General features: G+C 60.3%; 16 protein-coding genes. 9 read left to right on the forward strand and 7 right to left on the reverse strand.

The window, feature by feature from the left end; genetic code table 11:
* Window position 1: 1 nt before the first annotated feature.
* Both ACMGGW_RS13915 and ACMGGW_RS13920 read left to right on the forward strand, forming a co-directional pair.
* Complete coding sequence (locus tag ACMGGW_RS13915; protein ID WP_025303337.1) at window positions 2-919, forward strand: bestrophin family protein; 918 nt, start codon at window positions 2-4, stop codon at window positions 917-919.
* Between the two features lie 34 nt (window positions 920-953).
* Window positions 954-1,916 (forward strand): Dyp-type peroxidase, encoded by a 963-nt coding sequence (locus ACMGGW_RS13920; protein WP_025303338.1) that lies wholly within the window; start codon window positions 954-956, stop codon window positions 1,914-1,916.
* Window positions 1,917-1,942: 26 nt separating this feature from the next.
* Here ACMGGW_RS13920 and arsC read toward each other — a convergent pair whose 3' ends face one another.
* From arsC to ACMGGW_RS13935, 3 genes are all read right to left on the reverse strand, one after another.
* Entirely contained in the window at window positions 1,943-2,374 is a 432-nt protein-coding gene (arsC, locus tag ACMGGW_RS13925; protein ID WP_025303339.1) for a glutaredoxin-dependent arsenate reductase, read from the reverse strand.
* A 14-nt stretch (window positions 2,375-2,388) separates the two neighbouring features.
* A complete protein-coding gene (locus ACMGGW_RS13930; RefSeq protein WP_025303340.1) occupies window positions 2,389-3,678 on the reverse strand; it encodes an arsenic transporter in 1,290 nt (429 codons plus the stop codon).
* Window positions 3,679-3,748: 70 nt separating this feature from the next.
* Window positions 3,749-4,075 (reverse strand): metalloregulator ArsR/SmtB family transcription factor, encoded by a 327-nt coding sequence (locus ACMGGW_RS13935; protein ID WP_025303341.1) that lies wholly within the window; start codon window positions 4,073-4,075, stop codon window positions 3,749-3,751.
* A gap of 151 nt (window positions 4,076-4,226) precedes the next feature.
* Between ACMGGW_RS13935 and ACMGGW_RS13940 the strand changes: the two genes are divergently transcribed.
* The 4 genes from ACMGGW_RS13940 (at window position 4,227) to ACMGGW_RS13955 (ending at window position 7,196) form a co-directional block, all read left to right on the forward strand.
* A complete protein-coding gene (locus ACMGGW_RS13940) occupies window positions 4,227-5,336 on the forward strand; it encodes a YbdK family carboxylate-amine ligase (RefSeq protein ID WP_025303342.1) in 1,110 nt (369 codons plus the stop codon).
* 95 nt (window positions 5,337-5,431) lie between these two features.
* Window positions 5,432-5,611 (forward strand): hypothetical protein, encoded by a 180-nt coding sequence (locus ACMGGW_RS13945; RefSeq protein WP_019453520.1) that lies wholly within the window; start codon window positions 5,432-5,434, stop codon window positions 5,609-5,611.
* 212 nt (window positions 5,612-5,823) lie between these two features.
* Entirely contained in the window at window positions 5,824-6,420 is a 597-nt protein-coding gene (locus ACMGGW_RS13950; protein ID WP_025303343.1) for a hypothetical protein, read from the forward strand.
* Window positions 6,421-6,422: 2 nt separating this feature from the next.
* A complete protein-coding gene (locus ACMGGW_RS13955) occupies window positions 6,423-7,196 on the forward strand; it encodes a DUF3307 domain-containing protein (protein WP_025303344.1) in 774 nt (257 codons plus the stop codon).
* A 48-nt stretch (window positions 7,197-7,244) separates the two neighbouring features.
* Here ACMGGW_RS13955 and mgtA read toward each other — a convergent pair whose 3' ends face one another.
* Both mgtA and ACMGGW_RS13965 read right to left on the reverse strand, forming a co-directional pair.
* The gene (gene mgtA / locus ACMGGW_RS13960) at window positions 7,245-9,944 is read right to left on the reverse strand and encodes a magnesium-translocating P-type ATPase (protein WP_043140563.1); all 2,700 of its coding nucleotides are present in this window, start codon (window positions 9,942-9,944) and stop codon (window positions 7,245-7,247) included.
* Window positions 9,945-10,185: 241 nt separating this feature from the next.
* Complete coding sequence (locus ACMGGW_RS13965) at window positions 10,186-10,884, reverse strand: MgtC family protein (RefSeq protein ID WP_089181056.1); 699 nt, start codon at window positions 10,882-10,884, stop codon at window positions 10,186-10,188.
* 433 nt (window positions 10,885-11,317) lie between these two features.
* On the opposite strand from ACMGGW_RS13965, the gene ACMGGW_RS13970 reads away from it, so the two are divergent.
* A complete protein-coding gene (locus ACMGGW_RS13970) occupies window positions 11,318-11,575 on the forward strand; it encodes a glycoside hydrolase (RefSeq protein ID WP_254599100.1) in 258 nt (85 codons plus the stop codon).
* A gap of 33 nt (window positions 11,576-11,608) precedes the next feature.
* Window positions 11,609-12,994 (forward strand): CoA transferase, encoded by a 1,386-nt coding sequence (locus ACMGGW_RS13975; RefSeq protein ID WP_197832298.1) that lies wholly within the window; start codon window positions 11,609-11,611, stop codon window positions 12,992-12,994.
* Here ACMGGW_RS13975 and ACMGGW_RS13980 read toward each other — a convergent pair.
* On the reverse strand, window positions 12,991-13,866 hold the full coding sequence (locus ACMGGW_RS13980) for a LysR substrate-binding domain-containing protein (RefSeq protein ID WP_043140557.1): 876 nt from the start codon (window positions 13,864-13,866) through the stop codon (window positions 12,991-12,993). The two genes, ACMGGW_RS13975 and ACMGGW_RS13980, sit on opposite strands and share 4 nt — an antisense overlap.
* Window positions 13,867-13,967: 101 nt before the next feature.
* On the opposite strand from ACMGGW_RS13980, the gene ACMGGW_RS13985 reads away from it, so the two are divergent.
* Window positions 13,968-15,383 (forward strand): pyridoxal phosphate-dependent decarboxylase family protein, encoded by a 1,416-nt coding sequence (locus ACMGGW_RS13985; RefSeq protein WP_049296076.1) that lies wholly within the window; start codon window positions 13,968-13,970, stop codon window positions 15,381-15,383.
* A 12-nt stretch (window positions 15,384-15,395) separates the two neighbouring features.
* On the opposite strand, the gene ACMGGW_RS13990 is transcribed toward ACMGGW_RS13985, so the two are convergent.
* Window positions 15,396-16,037 (reverse strand): GNAT family N-acetyltransferase, encoded by a 642-nt coding sequence (locus ACMGGW_RS13990; RefSeq protein WP_080271281.1) that lies wholly within the window; start codon window positions 16,035-16,037, stop codon window positions 15,396-15,398.
* Window positions 16,038-16,257 lie beyond the last annotated feature (220 nt).

Raw genomic sequence — 16,257 nt, forward strand, 5'->3', positions numbered from 1 at the left:
CATGATAATTCGCCCGAATCAGAACTGGTTTTTTCGCCTGTTCGCCTGGCACGGTTCCGTGCTATCAAAGATCACCTTTCGCCTGTCGCTGAACGTGCTGATGTCGATAGTGGCGGTGATCAGCTACCAATGGTACGAACAGCTCGGCGTGCATTTAACCATCGCACCGTTCAGCCTGCTGGGCATCGCCATCGCCATTTTTCTCGGCTTTCGCAATAACGCCGGCTACAGCCGCTTTGTCGAAGCGCGCAACCTGTGGGGCTCGCTGCTGATTACCGAGCGCTCCCTGCTGCGCCAGATCAAAAGCCTGCTGCCGGACGAATCGGCGGTGCAGCAAAAGGTTGCCAAGCTGCTGATCGCCTTCAGCTGGAGCCTGAAGCATCAGCTGCGCGGCACCGACCCGACCGCCGATCTGTACCACAATCTCAGCAGCCAAGAGCTGGCCGAGGTGATCGCCAGCCCGATGCCGACCAACCGCATCCTGCTGATGCTGGGCCAGGAGATCGGCAAGCTGCGCCGACAGGGGCTGCTGAGCGACATCACTTTCGAGCTGCTCGACAACAAGCTGAGCGAACTGTCCCACGCCCTCGGCGGCTGCGAACGGCTCGCCAGCACGCCGGTGCCGTTCGCCTATACCCTGATCCTGCAGCGCACCGTTTACCTGTTCTGCAGCCTGTTGCCTTTTGCCCTGGTGACCGATCTGCATTACATGACACCGTTTGTTTCAGTGTTCATTTCCTATACCTTCTTATCCTGGGACTCACTGGCCGAAGAGCTGGAGGATCCGTTTGGCGTGTCGGCTAACCATCTGCCGTTAAACGCCATCTGCAACACCATCGAGCGCAACCTGCTGGAAATGAACGACCAAAGCCCGCTGCCACCGCCGATGAAACCCGACGAGCACTTTAATTTGATCTGACCGATTTCACCCGAACACACTGGAGCCGAATGCAATGAATGCAAATAACCCTCTGCCGCAAGCCGTATTCACACCGGTGACGCGCCATGCCATCTTCATCGTCGCTACCCTGTCGCCCGTTCCCGCCCATCTAGCGGCGGTGCGCGCCTGGTGCGGCGACATTGCCGCCGTGGTGCGTTCGGTCGGCAAACGCGCGCCGGCAGGCAATCTCACCTGCGTCTGCGGCTTCGGCTCCGAAGCCTGGGATACGCTGTTCGGCGCACCGCGCCCTCGCCAGCTGCATCCGTTCAGCCCGATCGGCAGCGGGGAGCGCGTCGCCGTCGCCACGCCCGGCGACATCCTGCTGCACATCCGCGCCGATGAAATGGATCTGTGTTTTGAGCTGGCCTCTCAGTTGACCGCCAAGCTCGGCGACGCCGTGACGGTGATAGAAGAGGTGCACGGCTTCCGTTATTTCGATCAGCGCGCCATGATCGGCTTCGTCGACGGCACGGAGAACCCGGAGGGGCACGAAGCCTTCGACTACACGGTGATCGGCGACGAAGACGCGGCGTTCAGCGGCGGCAGCTATGTGCTGGTGCAAAAATACCTGCACGACATGCAGGGCTGGAACTCGCTCAGCGTGGAAACGCAGGAGAAGATCATCGGCCGCCATAAGCAGTCCAACATCGAGCTGGATGAAGCGGTCAAACCGTCGTCGTCGCACAGTTCGCTGACCACCATCACCGACGAGCAAGGCAACGAGGTGAAAATTCTGCGTGACAACATGCCGTTCGGCCGCCCCGGCCTGCGCGAATTCGGCACCTACTTTATCGGCTATGCACGCTCCCCGCAGCCGATCGAGCAGATGCTGGAAAACATGTTCATCGGCCGCCCGGCCGGCAACTACGATCGGCTGCTCGATTTCAGCCACGCGGTGACCGGCACCCTGTTCTTCGTGCCTTCTGCCCCGCTGCTGGAAGCGCTGGCCGACCGCAGCGGCGCCGAACTGCACTGATTGAATGAAATGCGGGGCCACAGCGATTAGCCATTGGTTATCCTGTGGCCCTGCGCATCAATCACCGGCTCTCCGTCCTCTTTGCTGAAAGCGCCACGCTGCGGATCCGGCAGAATCTCCAACACCGCCTCCGACGGACGGCACAAACGCGTACCAAGCGGAGTCACCACAATGGGGCGATTGATCAGGATCGGCTGTTGCAGCATGAAGTCGATCAGTTGATCATCGTTCCAACGAGTCTCGTCCAGTTTCAACTCGGCGTAAGGCGCGACGTTTTTACGCAGCAACGCGCGCGGCGTCATGCCCATCTCGGCCAGCAACGCAATCAACCGTTCGCGGCTGGGCGGCGTTTCCAGATACAAAATCACCTCAGGCTCAGCGCCGCTGTTGCGGATCAGCGCCAACGTGTTGCGCGACGTGCCGCAGGCCGGGTTATGGTAAATCTTGATACTGCTCATGACGGTTTCTCCGGTTAGGACAAAACGGACAGCCGCAGCGCCAGCGCGGCCAGGGTGACGAACAGGATCGGCAGCGTCATCACCAGTCCCACGCGGAAATAATAGCCCCAGGTAATGACGATGTTCTTTTTTGCCAACACATGCAGCCACAGTAACGTCGCCAGGCTGCCAATCGGGGTAATTTTGGGGCCGAGATCGCTACCGATAACGTTAGCGTAAATCATCGCCTGTTTGATGACGCCTTCCGCACTGCTGCCGTCGATAGACAACGCCCCCACCAATACCGTCGGCATGTTATTCATGATGGAAGAGAGAAATGCGCTCAGGAAGCCGGTGCCAAACGTCGCTGCCCACAGCCCCTGCCGCGCCAATGCGTCCAGCACACCGGAAAGCCAATCGGTCAAGCCTGCGTTGCGTAGCCCGTAGATCACCAGATACATGCCCAGTGAGAAAATGACGATCTGCCAGGGCGCTCCGCGCAACACCTTACCGGTATCGATCGCTAGCCCGCGTTTCGCCACCGCCAACAGAACCAGCGCGCCGCAGGCAGCGACCAAACTTACCGGCACACCGAGCGGTTCCAGGGCGAAGAAGCCAATCAGCAACAGTGCCAATACCGCCCAGCCGGTTCGGAAAGTCGCACGATCGCGAATCGCTTCCCGTGGCACCGGTAAACGCGTCAATGCGTAGCGCTGCGGAATATCCTTGCGGAAGAACAGATGCAACATCACCAGCGTCGCCGCGACGGCGGCAAGGTTGACCGGCACCATCACCGCCGCATACTCCGTAAAGCCCAGCCGGAAGAAATCCGCTGAAACGATATTTACCAGGTTGGACACCACCAGCGGCAGGCTGGCAGTATCGGCGATAAAGCCCGCCGCCATGACGAAAGCCAGCACGGCAGCAGGACGAAAACCGAGCGCCGACAGCATGGCGATCACGATCGGCGTCAGAATCAACGCAGCGCCATCGTTCGCGAACAGCGCCGCCACTACGGCCCCCAGTAGAAGCATATAGGTAAACAGCCATCGACCTTTGCCGTTGCCCCAACGTGCGACATGCAAGGCGGTCCAGGTGAAGAAGCCGCTTTCATCCAGCAACAGGCTAATGATGATGACGGCGATAAAGGTCGCGGTCGCATTCCAGACTATCTGCCACACCACGGGAATATCGCCGACGTGCACCACGCCGCTCAATAATGCCAATCCCGCCCCGAACGACGCACTCCAACCGATGCCCAGCCCTTTCGGTTGCCAGATGACCAAGATCAACGTCAGAATAAAGATCGCCCCTGCCACTATCATCGCTGCTCTTTCGCCCTTTTAAGTTTACATATTCGATTTTTCATATGTATTTACGTAAATTTTTTTACCGTTACGGACAACCTTTCGCCACACGTTGCGCTAACTTCGTCATCTGTTCTGGCCGACACTGATAAGCCTGCTCAATAATCGCCGCGGCCCAAGCCGGCATATGTGGCGACAGGCGATAATGTATCCATTTACCATCGCGCCGATCGAGCAACAGCCCGCTTTCGCGCAGCATCGCCAGATGCCTTGAGATTTTGGGTTGCGGCAGCGCCAGTGCGCCCGACAACTCGCAAACGCACAGCTCGCCGGCGTGGCGCAGCAACAGCACCAGCGTCAGACGCGTCTCGTCAGACAGGTTTTTAAACAGCTTCAGCGGCGTCAATGACGTCATGTCGCACTCCCGTTAACCTTTATCTTCTCCACAAATCGCTCGTGAAGATACCATCTTCATATTCGAAAAAACAAATATAAAATGCAAAACGTTGCCCTCCTCACCGAGACATATACTTATCTTTATGCCGTTCTTGCAGGAAGGAGGTACCATGCCGCTCACATTCAAACGTTCGGAAAGGCTCTCCATCGGCACCGAAATAGAGTTACAGCTGGTCGATGCCGAGCACTACGATCTGGCGGATCGGGCCGACCGGGTGGTCAGCGCGGTCGGCGACCGCCGGCGCGTCAAGCATGAGCTCACCCAATCGATGGTGGAGCTGAACAGCTCGGTGCACCGCGATCTCGATGAGCTGCACGCCGAGCTGCGCGCCCTGACCCATACCGTCCGGCGCAGCGCGCAGCGCCTGGGCTGTGACGTCTGCGGCGGTGGTCGGCACCTGAGCAACGACTGGCGCAAGCAGGTCATCAGCGACAGCGCGCGCTACAGGCAGCTGGCCAGCCGTTTTGGCTATCTCTCCAAGCTGGCCTGCGTATTCGGCCAACACATTCACCTCGGCGTCAACGACGGGGACGAGGCGATGTACCTGTGCCATGCGCTGACGCCCTATTTTCCGCAGCTGATCGCGCTCAGCGCCTCGTCGCCGCTGTATCAGGGGGTCGACACGCGCTTTGCCAGTTCCCGCTTCAGCGCCCAGAATTCTTTCCCCAACTACGGGTGCCTGGAACACATCTACAGCTGGCGCGAATTCAACGCTTACTACGAACGGTTGAACGCCGCCGGCGTGATTGAAAGCGTCAAGGATATTTACTGGGATGCACGGCCGAAACCGGAGCTGGGCACGGTGGAGATCCGCATCTGCGATACGCCGCTGCGCCTCGCGCACGCCGTGCTGCTGGTCGGTTACTGCCGTCTGCTGGCCGATTTTCTGTTGCAACGCCGGACGCCGATCGCGCCGGAATACGATGCCTTCACCCACTACAACAAGATCAACGCCTATCGCAGCGGTTTCGCCGCCGAATACGTCGATCCCACGACGCTGCGCCGCAGCAGCCTGACCGCCCACATCCTGCACACCCTCGAGGCGCTGAGCGATTTCGCCGAGCGGCGGGAGGATCGGGCCGTGTTACAGGCCGTCGAGCGCCATGTCCGCCAGGGCATCAGCGATTCGGAGCATATCCGTCAGATGTTGCACAACGGCCTGCCGCAGGCTCAAGTGATCAAACGCCTGTGCGATGAGCTGTTGCAACCGGCAAGTTAAGTTTCGGCTATCGATTCCATACGCCAAAGCCACTGTTCATTATGTGCTCTTTCGCTACAATCGTGAGCACTGACATTCACCGTATCGAGGACACCATGTACAACTTCTCCCGCTATCAGGCAAAAGAACTGGCGCTGGCTTACATGAGCGGCAAAAAACACGATCTGTCGCCGCAGGAGTTTTTGCAACAGCTGAAAAGCAGCGAACGATCGTTTGAGCACCTGCTGAAGCACGGCAGCGAAATGCCGCGTGAAGTGCTGGTTAAAAGTTTCTGAACGGCCGGTTGCCGGCCATTTTCCCTCTACACCGCCGGTGGCGAGCCTGACAGGCCCGCGCATTCCCGGCCGTTCGTCCCCTTTCCTCACGCCACCGCATTTCGTTCTCACAGGCGAATTCCCTACAAATTCGTATCCAAAGACGAATTATTGACATATTCGTATCCAGGTGCGAATTTATAGTCATCCCTCGGTAAGCAACGGAACACGCTATGTCGACGCCAATCAGCGTAATCAGCGGCGATCTGGTCGATTCTCGCCGATCAGACACCGTCAACTACCTCAACGAGCTGCACAGCCTGCTCGATCGGCTGCAGCGCGACGGGCAGCTTCATCAGGTGGAAATCTTTCGCGGTGACGCCTTCCAGGCGCAGGCCGCCCCGGAGGACGGGCTGCTGCTGGCGGTATATATTCGCCTCGCGCTGCGAGCGATGGGCGCCGCGCACTGGGATGCGCGCGTCGCCGTCGGGCTGGGCAGCCAACGGCCCGACGCCGCGGGTTACGGCAGTGCCTTTATCAACTCCGGCAGCGCGCTGGACGCCATGGCGAAAAATTGCCGCCTGGCTCTGAAAACCGACAACGATCGGACAAACGCCATTGTCAGCGATCTGCTGCCAATGTTAGATCATGTGATTGGCCGCCTGTCGCAGACCGAAGCGCGCATCGTCCAGATGAGAATGTTCGCCGACAGCGGCGCCGCCGTGGCGGACCAGCTGCAAAAAGCCGCCTCCACGGTCTCCGCCGCACTGAAACGCGCGGCCTACGAGGAAATCATGCGGTTTATTCACGCCATTAACAGGATCGTCTGACTATGGATCTGACCTATGCGCCTTTGCTGGCCTGGCTGTTGCTCGTCCATCTGCTGGCGGATTTTCCGCTGCAGCCGCTGAGTTGGGTGGAAGACAAAATCCAACATCGCGCGCGTTCGCGTTTTCTGGTATTGCACGCGTTGCTGCACGGGGTGCTGGCCGCCTGGGTGGTGGCCGGGTTCGGCCTGCTGCACGGCGGGCTTTCTTCACTTCAGGTGCTGGTCAGCCTGCTGGTCATCGCCGTCAGCCATTACCTGATCGATTTGCTGAAAGTCACCGTCATGACCCGCCTGAGCCCGGCCCGCAGTTTCCTGCTCGATCAGGGGTTGCATCTGGCGGTGATCACCTTGCTGTGGCTGGGGCTGACGCCGAATGCCGGTGAACTGCTCGCCGCGCTGGGGCAGCAGTTGGGGCGTTGGCAAATTGGCCTGGTGCTGGTGGCCTACAGCCTGATTTATCTGCCGATGAGCCTGCTGATCGGGCAACTACTGGCGCACTGGACGCCGCAAATGCCGCCTTCGGCCAAGGCCGACAACGATTCGCTGCTGCGCGCGGGCAAACAGATTGGCTATCTGGAGAGAACGCTGATCCTGACCTTCGTGCTGCTGGGGCAAATTCCGGCGATCGGTTTTTTGCTGGCGGCCAAATCTATCTTCCGTTTCGGCGATCTGCGCCAGAGCGACGATAAGATGCGCACCGAGTATGTGCTGCTCGGCACGCTGTTTTCCTTCACGCTGACCATCATGCTCGGCCTGCTGGTCAACAAACTGCTGTAGTAGTGCAGGGGCGAAGAATTTCGCCCCCGAAGTGAACGCCGAGGCGGCTTACAGCCACTCGCCGAAGCGGCGGATGTAGAAACGCTTCATCAACTGCGCGACCACGCAGTAGCTGACCAGCGTAGCGGCCAACCACGGGAAGTATTCCCACGGCAGCGGCTGCAGGCCAACCAGGGCGCCGAGCGGCGAGAACGGAATGTAGATGCCGAGCGCCATCACCAACCCGGTGGTCAGCAACACCGGCAGCGCCGCGGTGCTCTGAATGAACGGGATCTTCTGGGTGCGCAGCATATGCACCACCAGCGTTTGCGACAGCAGCCCCTCAATGAACCAGCCGGACTGGAACAGCGCCTGGTGTTCCACGCTGTTGGCGGCAAACACGTACCACATCAGCGCATACGTCGTGATATCGAAGATTGACGAGGTCGGCCCAATCCACAGCATAAAGCGCCCGATGTTTTTGGAGTCCCACTTGCGCGGCTTGCGCAGGAACTCTTTGTCCATCTTGTCCCACGGCAGCGACAGCTGGGAAATGTCGTACATCAGGTTTTGAATCAACAGGTGGATCGCCAGCATCGGCAGGAACGGGATGAAGGCGCTCGCCACCAGTACCGAGAACACGTTGCCGAAGTTGGAACTGGCGGTCATGTTCAGGTACTTGATGATATTGCCGAAGGTCTCGCGCCCTTTGATCACCCCCTCTTCCAGCACCATCAGGTTCTTTTCCAACAGGATGATGTCCGCCGATTCCTTGGCGATATCGGTACCGGTGTCGACCGAAATGCCGACGTCAGCGTCGCGCAGCGCCGGCGCATCGTTGATGCCGTCGCCGAGGAAACCGACGGTATGGCCGTTGGCCTGCAGCATTTTCAGCACCCGCGATTTTTGCAGCGGTGTCAGCTTGGTGAAGACCGTGCGCTGTTCCACTTCGCGCGCCAGTTCTTCGTCATCCATCTGTTCAATCCGCAGCCCGGAGAGCGGCTCGCCCGGCTCCAGCCCGACGTCGCGGCAAATCTTGCAGGTGATCACCGGGTTGTCGCCGGTCAGCACCTTCACCGTCACACCGTTTTCCTGCAGCGCGGCGATCGCCTGCTGCGCGCTCTCCTTCGGCGGGTCGAGGAAGGTCAGCAGCCCTTGCACCACCATATCGCGCTCGTCGGCCACGCTTAGCGGTTCGGCCGGGCGCTGCGCATCCAACTCACGCGTCGCCAGCACCAGCACGCGGAAACCGTCTTCGTTGTACTCGCGGGCCAGCGCCTGCAACGCCGCACGGCGCGCGTCGTCCAGCTCCAGCATCTTGTCGCCTTCACGCACGTGGGTGGCGATCTCCAGCATCTCCTCCACCGCGCCCTTACAGATCAGCTGCTGCTTGCCATTCTCATCCGCCACCACGATCGACAGACGGCGGCGCACGAAATCGAACGGCAGCTCATCCACCTTGCTGAAACGCCCCAGGGCTTCAATCCCCGGTTTGCCGCGCCCGAAACGGATCACCGCCTGATCCATCAGGTTCTTCATGCCGCTCTGATGGAAGCTGTTCAGCCAGGCCAGGTGCAACACTTCGTTATCCCTGGCGCCAGTGACGTCGATGTGGTGCTCGAGAATGATGCGGTCCTGGGTCAGCGTGCCGGTCTTGTCGGTGCAGAGCACGTCCATAGCACCGAAGTTCTGAATGGCGTTCAGACGCTTCACCACCACCTTGCGACGCGACATGGCGATCGCCCCTTTCGCCAGATTGGAGCTGACGATCATCGGCAGCATTTCCGGCGTCAGGCCGACCGCCACCGCCAGCGCGAACAGCGCCGCCTCGCTCCAGTCACCTTTGGTGAAACCGTTGATCAGCAACACCACCGGCACCATCACCAGCATGAAGCGAATCAACAGCCAGCTGACGCTGTTCACCCCGCGATCGAACGCGGTTTGCGCCCGCGAACCAACGATTGACTTGGCCAACGAGCCGAAGTAGGTGCGCCCGCCGGTCGCCACCACCACCGCCGTAGCGGTGCCGCTGGCGACATTGGTGCCCATCAGGCAGATGTTGGAGAGCTCAAGCAGCGCGTTCTCGCTGGACACTTCCCCTTCGCTCGACTTCTGCGCCACGTTGCCCATGGCATCGTATTTCTCGATCGGGATCGCTTCGCCGGTCAAAATCGCCTGGCTGATGAACAGATCGCGCGAGGCGATAAGGCGTACGTCGGCCGGCACCATATCACCGGCGGAGAGCTGGATGATATCCCCCGGCACCAGTTCGCGGATCGGCACTTCCAGCGTCAGCGGATGCGCGCTGTAGCTGCTGCGGCGCAGCACCGTGGCGGTGGTGCGCACCATCGACTTCAACGCTTCCGCCGCTTTGTTGGTGCGGTATTCCTGCCAAAAACGCAGCAGCCCGCTCAGCGTGACCATGGTCAGGATGATAATGACGCCGGTGAGTTCAGTTTCTTCACCGCTCTGGCGCGGCAGCCAATAATCGGTAAAGAAACTGATCGCAGCCAGCACCATCAGCACGAAGATAAACGGGTTGTTGAAGGCCTTGATCAGCTGGATCAGGGCATGCGGCGCCTTGTCATGGGCGACCTGATTGGCGCCGAACTGTTCCAGCCGCTCATCGGCGTCGTCCTGGGTCAAGCCGTTGCGGTTGCACTTCAGGTTCGCCAGCGTTTGAGCGATGCTGTTGGTCGCCTCTTGCGCAATGGCGTAGGTCACCGCGTCTTTATCACGGCGACGCGTTCTTTCATTAATCTGAGTCATAACGCTATTCTCTTATTTTCGTTCTGCGCACAGCGAAGCCCCGCCCGATAAACAGGTGACTCTGCGCAGCTTGGAATTTTTTATTAGCGTGACTAAATGGCGGAATTACCCTGTCAGCCACGCTGGAATCATTTTCCTTCCGGGGTCATCGTCCATAACGCCTCCTTAATGCTCCGCGTTATTCAGGCGAGCCCGAATAACCTGAGCATATAATCAAGTTAATAAATATTTATATAATTAATCAGACCGGTAATGCGGACGCGACGCGCCAGCGAACGGCACTCACGCTTTTCTCCAGGCTGACGCGGCAGACAATACCCTCAATTTCTTTTTGCGCGGCCGGCGTGGCGGTAATTTCCGCGCACACTTCCAATTGCCCCGGGCTGGAGATATCGGCGCTGCGCAAGGATTGCAGCCGCAAGGCCACGCCGTTCAGCGCCTGCAGAATCAGGGTGCGCACCAGAATTTCGTCCTGCTCGCCGCAGGTCACCTGAATGCGATAGCACAGTTCCAGATCGGTTGCCTGCTGGTGCGGCTGCAGATTGATACGCTGCGCGGCTTCGCGCAGCAGGATATTGGCGCACAGGATCACCAGCGTAGCAACCACCGCATCCCAATGCTGGCCCAGGCCGCACAGGACGCCGATCCCCGCCGAACACCACAGCGTAGCGGCGGTGTTAAGGCCGCGAATGTTCAGCCCTTCACGCATGATAACGCCGGCGCCGAGGAAACCGATACCGGATACGATCTGCGCAGCCACCCGGCCGGCGCTGGCCGGATCGGTGGACATGGAGCTGAGAATAAAGACCGCCGCACCGGTCGCCACCAGCGCATTGGTGCGCAGGCCGGCCATGCGTTGGCGCCACTGGCGCTCGGCGCCAATGACCGCACCCAGGCACATCGCCAGCAATAAATTTAAAACGAAAGGAGTCATAGCCATGACTGTCCCCTTAATTAACCGCAGGAGATAAAATCATGTGCTGTTTAGCACACGCGAAAGCGCGCTGAAAATAAATCAGCGAATCAGCGTGTCGTGCCTGGAGGGAAAAGGCTGTGGCTGCAAAATACCATAATAACGTCCAACTCGATTCAACTGAAACCGTCAGGCATCAGGAAACGTTTATTACTCGGGTATGCACAGCTCAGAAATAACTGGAGAGGGGTGCTGCCCGCCGATAACGGCAAGCAACAAATCAGAAGAGAATTGGTCAGCTTGCCTTATTTGTTTTATTACAACTACAACTGTCCAATTGGGTTTCTCCACCGAAATTTTGGCTGAGTATAGTGACGTCGGATAATGAAGTAAAGGCTAATTTATTAAACGAAAAATAAACTGGAATACGGCGATTATATTTCGATGTCACAAATAGAAGGTGCCAACATTGGGCACCGACGCCGCCTTCCGGCCGCTGCATCAGGCTCTGTGGGACAAAGCGTTGTTGGACTTCCGCTGGCTCGATCGGGACGGCTGGGTGCAGCAGACGACCTTTAGCGACGGTTCGACGCTGGCCGCCAACTTTACGCGCAGCCTTTCGCTGTCATCGCGGCCCACAGCCTGCGCGCCAAACTGGCCGACGGCCGCACATTCGACGTTACGCCTTAGCAAGGTCGCCGGCGGTGGGCTACGCTAGGCTATATTTCCGACGATCCGCAAGGAGTGGCCGATGACGCCTCTGATCCACACTCTGCTCGACGAGATTTGGCAAAGCCTGGGGCAGCGCCCCGCCCCTACCGACCGGTTAACCGTTAGCGGCGTCGGCGCATTGCCTTCGGCTTTTCCCGTCACAGAATTGGCGACCGCCGCCTGGAGCGCCGCCGGTTTGGCCTGCGCCGAGTTGCTTCGCTACGAGGCCGCCGACGCGCCGCAGGTCTGGATCGATCAACGCCTGGCCTCGCTCTGGTTCGGCTGGACGCTGCGGCCGCTGGGATGGACGCTGCCTGCGGCCTGGGACGCACTGGCCGGCGACTACGCGACGGCGGATGGCTGGATACGTCTGCATACCAATGCGCCGCACCATCGGCGAGCGGTGGAACAGGTGCTGGGTTCGGCATCGGATAAAGGTACGCTGGCGAAACGTGTGCTGGACTGGAAAAAAAGCGAGCTGGAGGAAGCCGTGATCGAGGCCGGCGGCTGCGCGGCCCAAATGCGCTCGGCGGCCGCGTGGCGACAACATATTCAAGGCAAAAGCGTAGCGCTCGAACCGCTTATCCACGCCTCGCTGCAGCCGGAAGCGCCACCGCCGGGCTGGGCGCTACCCGTCGCCCGGCCGCTGCACGGCGTGCGGGTGCTGGATCTGACGCGCATTCTCGCCGGGCCGATCGCCACCCGTTTTCTTGCCGGTTTGGGCGCCGACGTGCTGCGCATCGATCCCTACGGCTGGGATGAACCCGGCGTCGAGCACGAGGTGATGCTGGGCAAGCGCAGCGCACGCCTCAATCTGACCAATGCGCGCGATCGCCATACGTTTGAACATCTGCTGAAAAACACCGACGTGCTCGTGCACGGCTACCGTGCCGGTGCGTTGGAGAAATTGGGCTATGGCGCGGAGGAAAGACGCGCGCTGGCGCCGGGCCTGATCGACGTCTGCCTGAATGCCTACGGCTGGAGCGGGCCGTGGCGGACCCGGCGCGGTTTCGACAGCCTGGTACAGATGAGCTGCGGGTTGGCGGAGGCGGGTATGGTTTGGCGCAGCGCCAGTTTGCCGGTGCCGCTGCCGGTACAGGCTCTGGATCACGCCACCGGCTATTTGATGGCGGCAGCGGTGCTGACCGGTATGACACAGCGCCTGAGCCGCGGTACCGGCTACCACGCGCGGCTGTCGCTGGCGCGCACGGCGCAACTGCTGCTGGCGCACCCCTGTTCGGCAGATTATCGACCGGAACCGCTGGCACCGGCCGGCCCCGCCGACGAGAACCCGGAAACAGAACTGACTTACTGGGGGGCCGCGCAACGCCTGCGCGCCCCGTTAAGCCTGCAGGGTACGGCGCTGCAATGGGCGCTGCCGGCGACTACGCTCGGCACCTCGCAACCGGAATGGCTACGCCGCTAAATCGCCGCCAACTGTCGCTGAAGCCACTGCAGCAAGCGGGTAACCGCCGGCGTCAACCCGGCGGTCTGCGGCCACACCAGGTAAACGTCGTCATCGCTCAGACGACGGGGCGCGGCCAACGCCACCAGTCTCCCCGCGTCAAGCGCATCCTGCACCAGCAGCTTTTTCGCCAACGCGATGCCAAACCCTTGCTCCGCCGCGCGAATCAGCAATCCGGCATCGTTGAATAACGCCTGTTGTCGCCCGCATAACGGCCGCCCCTGCGCGTTGAACCAGTCGCGCCAAGGACTGACGTCGTGCTCGAGCAACGGAATATCGCCACCGTTCTCGAACGCCGCCCTCCATTCTCGCGCCATATCCGGCGAAGCGACCGGCAGCACGTCACCCGACGCGATGCGCTGCGCCTGCAGCCCCGTCCATTGACCGCTGCCGATACGGATCGCCGCATCGAACCCTCGCTGCGACAGATCCTGCAGCGCCAGCGACGCATCAATATCCAGCGCAATATCGGCGCAGGCCTCATGAAAAGCAGGCAGACGCGGCAACAGCCAATAATGGGCAAAAGACGGCAACACGCTGATACGCAGCGTCTGGCTTGTCGCCGCACGCCGGGCGCGGGCGACGCCCTGCTGCAGTGCCTGCAGCGCCGGCTCTACCGCCGCCAACAACTCTCGCCCGGCGGCATTCAGGCGTACACCGCGCCCGCGCCGTTCAAACAGCGGATAGCCGACCGCCTGCTCCAGCAACTGAATTTGCTGGCTGACCGCGCCGTGCGTCAAATGCACCTGTTGCGCCGCAGCGCGCAAATTTTCCAACCTGGCGGCGATCGCAAAGGTCGGCAAGACATGCAAGGGAATGCGTTCATTCATCATTGGTTAACCAGGCTATCCAAAAAGGTTATTTTTCATCGATTTTGACCGGCAGGCAAATGCTCTATGTTTACCCCATCATCCCTGACGCTTTCGGAGCCACCATGCACCCACGTTTACAACAGGACCTCGCGCAGTTTCCGCAGATCCTCGACCACACCCGCCAGTTGGCGGAGGATTTCCTGGCCGGGCTGCAGCAACGCTCGGTCTGCCCACCGCTCGAGCATCAGCAGCTGCAACCGGGCGACGATCGGCTGGAGGAAAACGGCGAAGGCGCCCTGGCAGCGCTGGAGCGCTTTTGGCAACGTTATCAGGCCGGCATTTCCGCCAGCGCCGGCCCGCGTTATTTCGGCTTCGTCACCGGCGGCGGCACCCCGGCGGCGGTCGCAGCGGACTGGCTGGTTAGCGTGACAGACCAAAATAGCCTGCTCAGCCATGATACCATTGCAGCCACGATCGAGCTGGCGGCCGTGACGCAGTTGAAATCCCTGCTGGGTCTGCCGGAAACGTTCAGCGGCAGCCTGGTCAGCGGCGCGACCATGGCCAATTTCACCGGGTTGGCCATTGGCCGGCAGTGGCTGGGACAACAGCAAGGCGTGGATATCGCCCAACAAGGCCTGGCGGCGCTGGGCCCCATCCGGGTATTGGCGGCCAATCCGCATTCCAGCAGCGTGAAGGCGCTCAGCATGCTCGGCATCGGCCGCGAGGCGTTGACGATCGTCGCCAGCCTGCCGGAGTCTGAAGCCATGGATATGGAAGCGCTGGCGCGGCAGCTCGCCGCCGGCGCTGGCCAGCCAACGTTGGTACTGGCCAGCGCCGGTACGGTCAACACTGTCGCTTTCGACGATCTGCCGCAGCTGCTGGCGCTGCGGGAGCGTTATCCATTTTGGCTGCATGTCGATGCGGCATTCGGCGGCGTGGCGGCCTGCTCACCGCTATACGCCTCAAAGCTCGAGGGCTGGCAGCATGCCGATTCCATCACCGTCGATGCGCATAAATGGCTGAATGTGCCTTATGACAGCGCGATCCAATTTACCCGCCATTTGGATCTGCAAATGCAGGTATTTCAGAACCATTCGGCTTACCTGGAAGCACCGACGCTGCGGCCAGACAACTATCTGCATCTGACGCCAGAAAATTCGCGCCGCTTCCGCGCCTTGCCGCTTTGGCTGACGCTGAAAGCCTATGGTCGCAGCGGTATACGAGATATCGTCGAGCGCAACGTCGAACTGGCGCAGGCGCTGGGGGCGGCGTTAGCGGCCGATGACGGTTTCCATCTGCTGGCGCCGGTGAATTTGAACGTGGTGTGCTTCGCCCTCAGTCATCCACAGGGTGAGAGCGAAGCGGCGCGCGATCGCTTTCTCGAACGCCTTAGCCGGCATGGCGTGGTGCGTTGCACCCCTACGCGTTACAACGGCCAGCCGGGGATCCGCGCCGCGCTGGTCAACTGGATGACAGAGGAACAGGACATCCGCTTGACGTTGGACTCGCTGCGCCATTGCCTGGCGGAAACGGCCTAACGCGCGCGGCGATTACCCGAGTTGGAAGGCCTGCAAACGACGTTCTTGCCGCCCGTCTTCGCTGATGTTATCCGGCGACAGCCAGGCGGCAAACGCCGCGTATCGTGCCGGCCATTCTCCATCAACGATCGACAGCCAGTCGGTGTCGCGCGAGCGTCCTTTAACAACGACGGCCTGGCGGAACGTGCCTTCATAGCGGAAACCCAAGCGCTCGGCGGCCTGGCGTGAAGGCAGATTGAGGCTATCGCATTTCCATTCGCAGCGCCGGTAGCCAAGATCGTCGAAAAGATGCCGCAGCATCAAGAAAATCGCCTCGCTACCCAGCGCACTGCGCTTCATCAGCGGCGACCAGTTGATGGTGCCCAGTTCGGCCACGCCGTTGCCAGGATCGATGCGTAAAAAAGCGCAGGTTCCCACGGCGTGCCCGTTCGTCTGATCGATCACCACCATCGTGTTTCTGTCTGCGCTGGACACCTGCGCCTGAAGATAACGCTGGAAATCTGCGTGCGACTGCGGCCGTTCCCAAAACAGATAGGTCCAGTCACGATCGTCCTCAGCGGTTTGGTAAGCCTGATAAAGCGCATCCCCCCAGCGCGCGAGGTTAAGCGGTTCGAGGCGGCAAAACCGCCCTTGCAGCGGCGTGTGCCCGGGTATGCCTGCCGGCTGCCAATGAGGAAGGGCCTCACCTATCGGCTGCCCATACTGATTCTGTCTCACCGCGACATCCTGTTTTTGAAAGGTGGAGAGGCAAGTTAAAACCAACGCGGGCCAGAGACAACTCCGACCTGCCATTCCTCCCCGTGGATCGGACTGCAGGATGATAGTTTAGAGAAATCACTCAATCACCGTTAAACATTCACGAAAACTATTTCAT

This window comes from Serratia sp. BNK-4 (assembly GCF_048685115.1).
Classification (GTDB): Bacteria; Pseudomonadota; Gammaproteobacteria; order Enterobacterales; family Enterobacteriaceae; genus Serratia; species Serratia bockelmannii.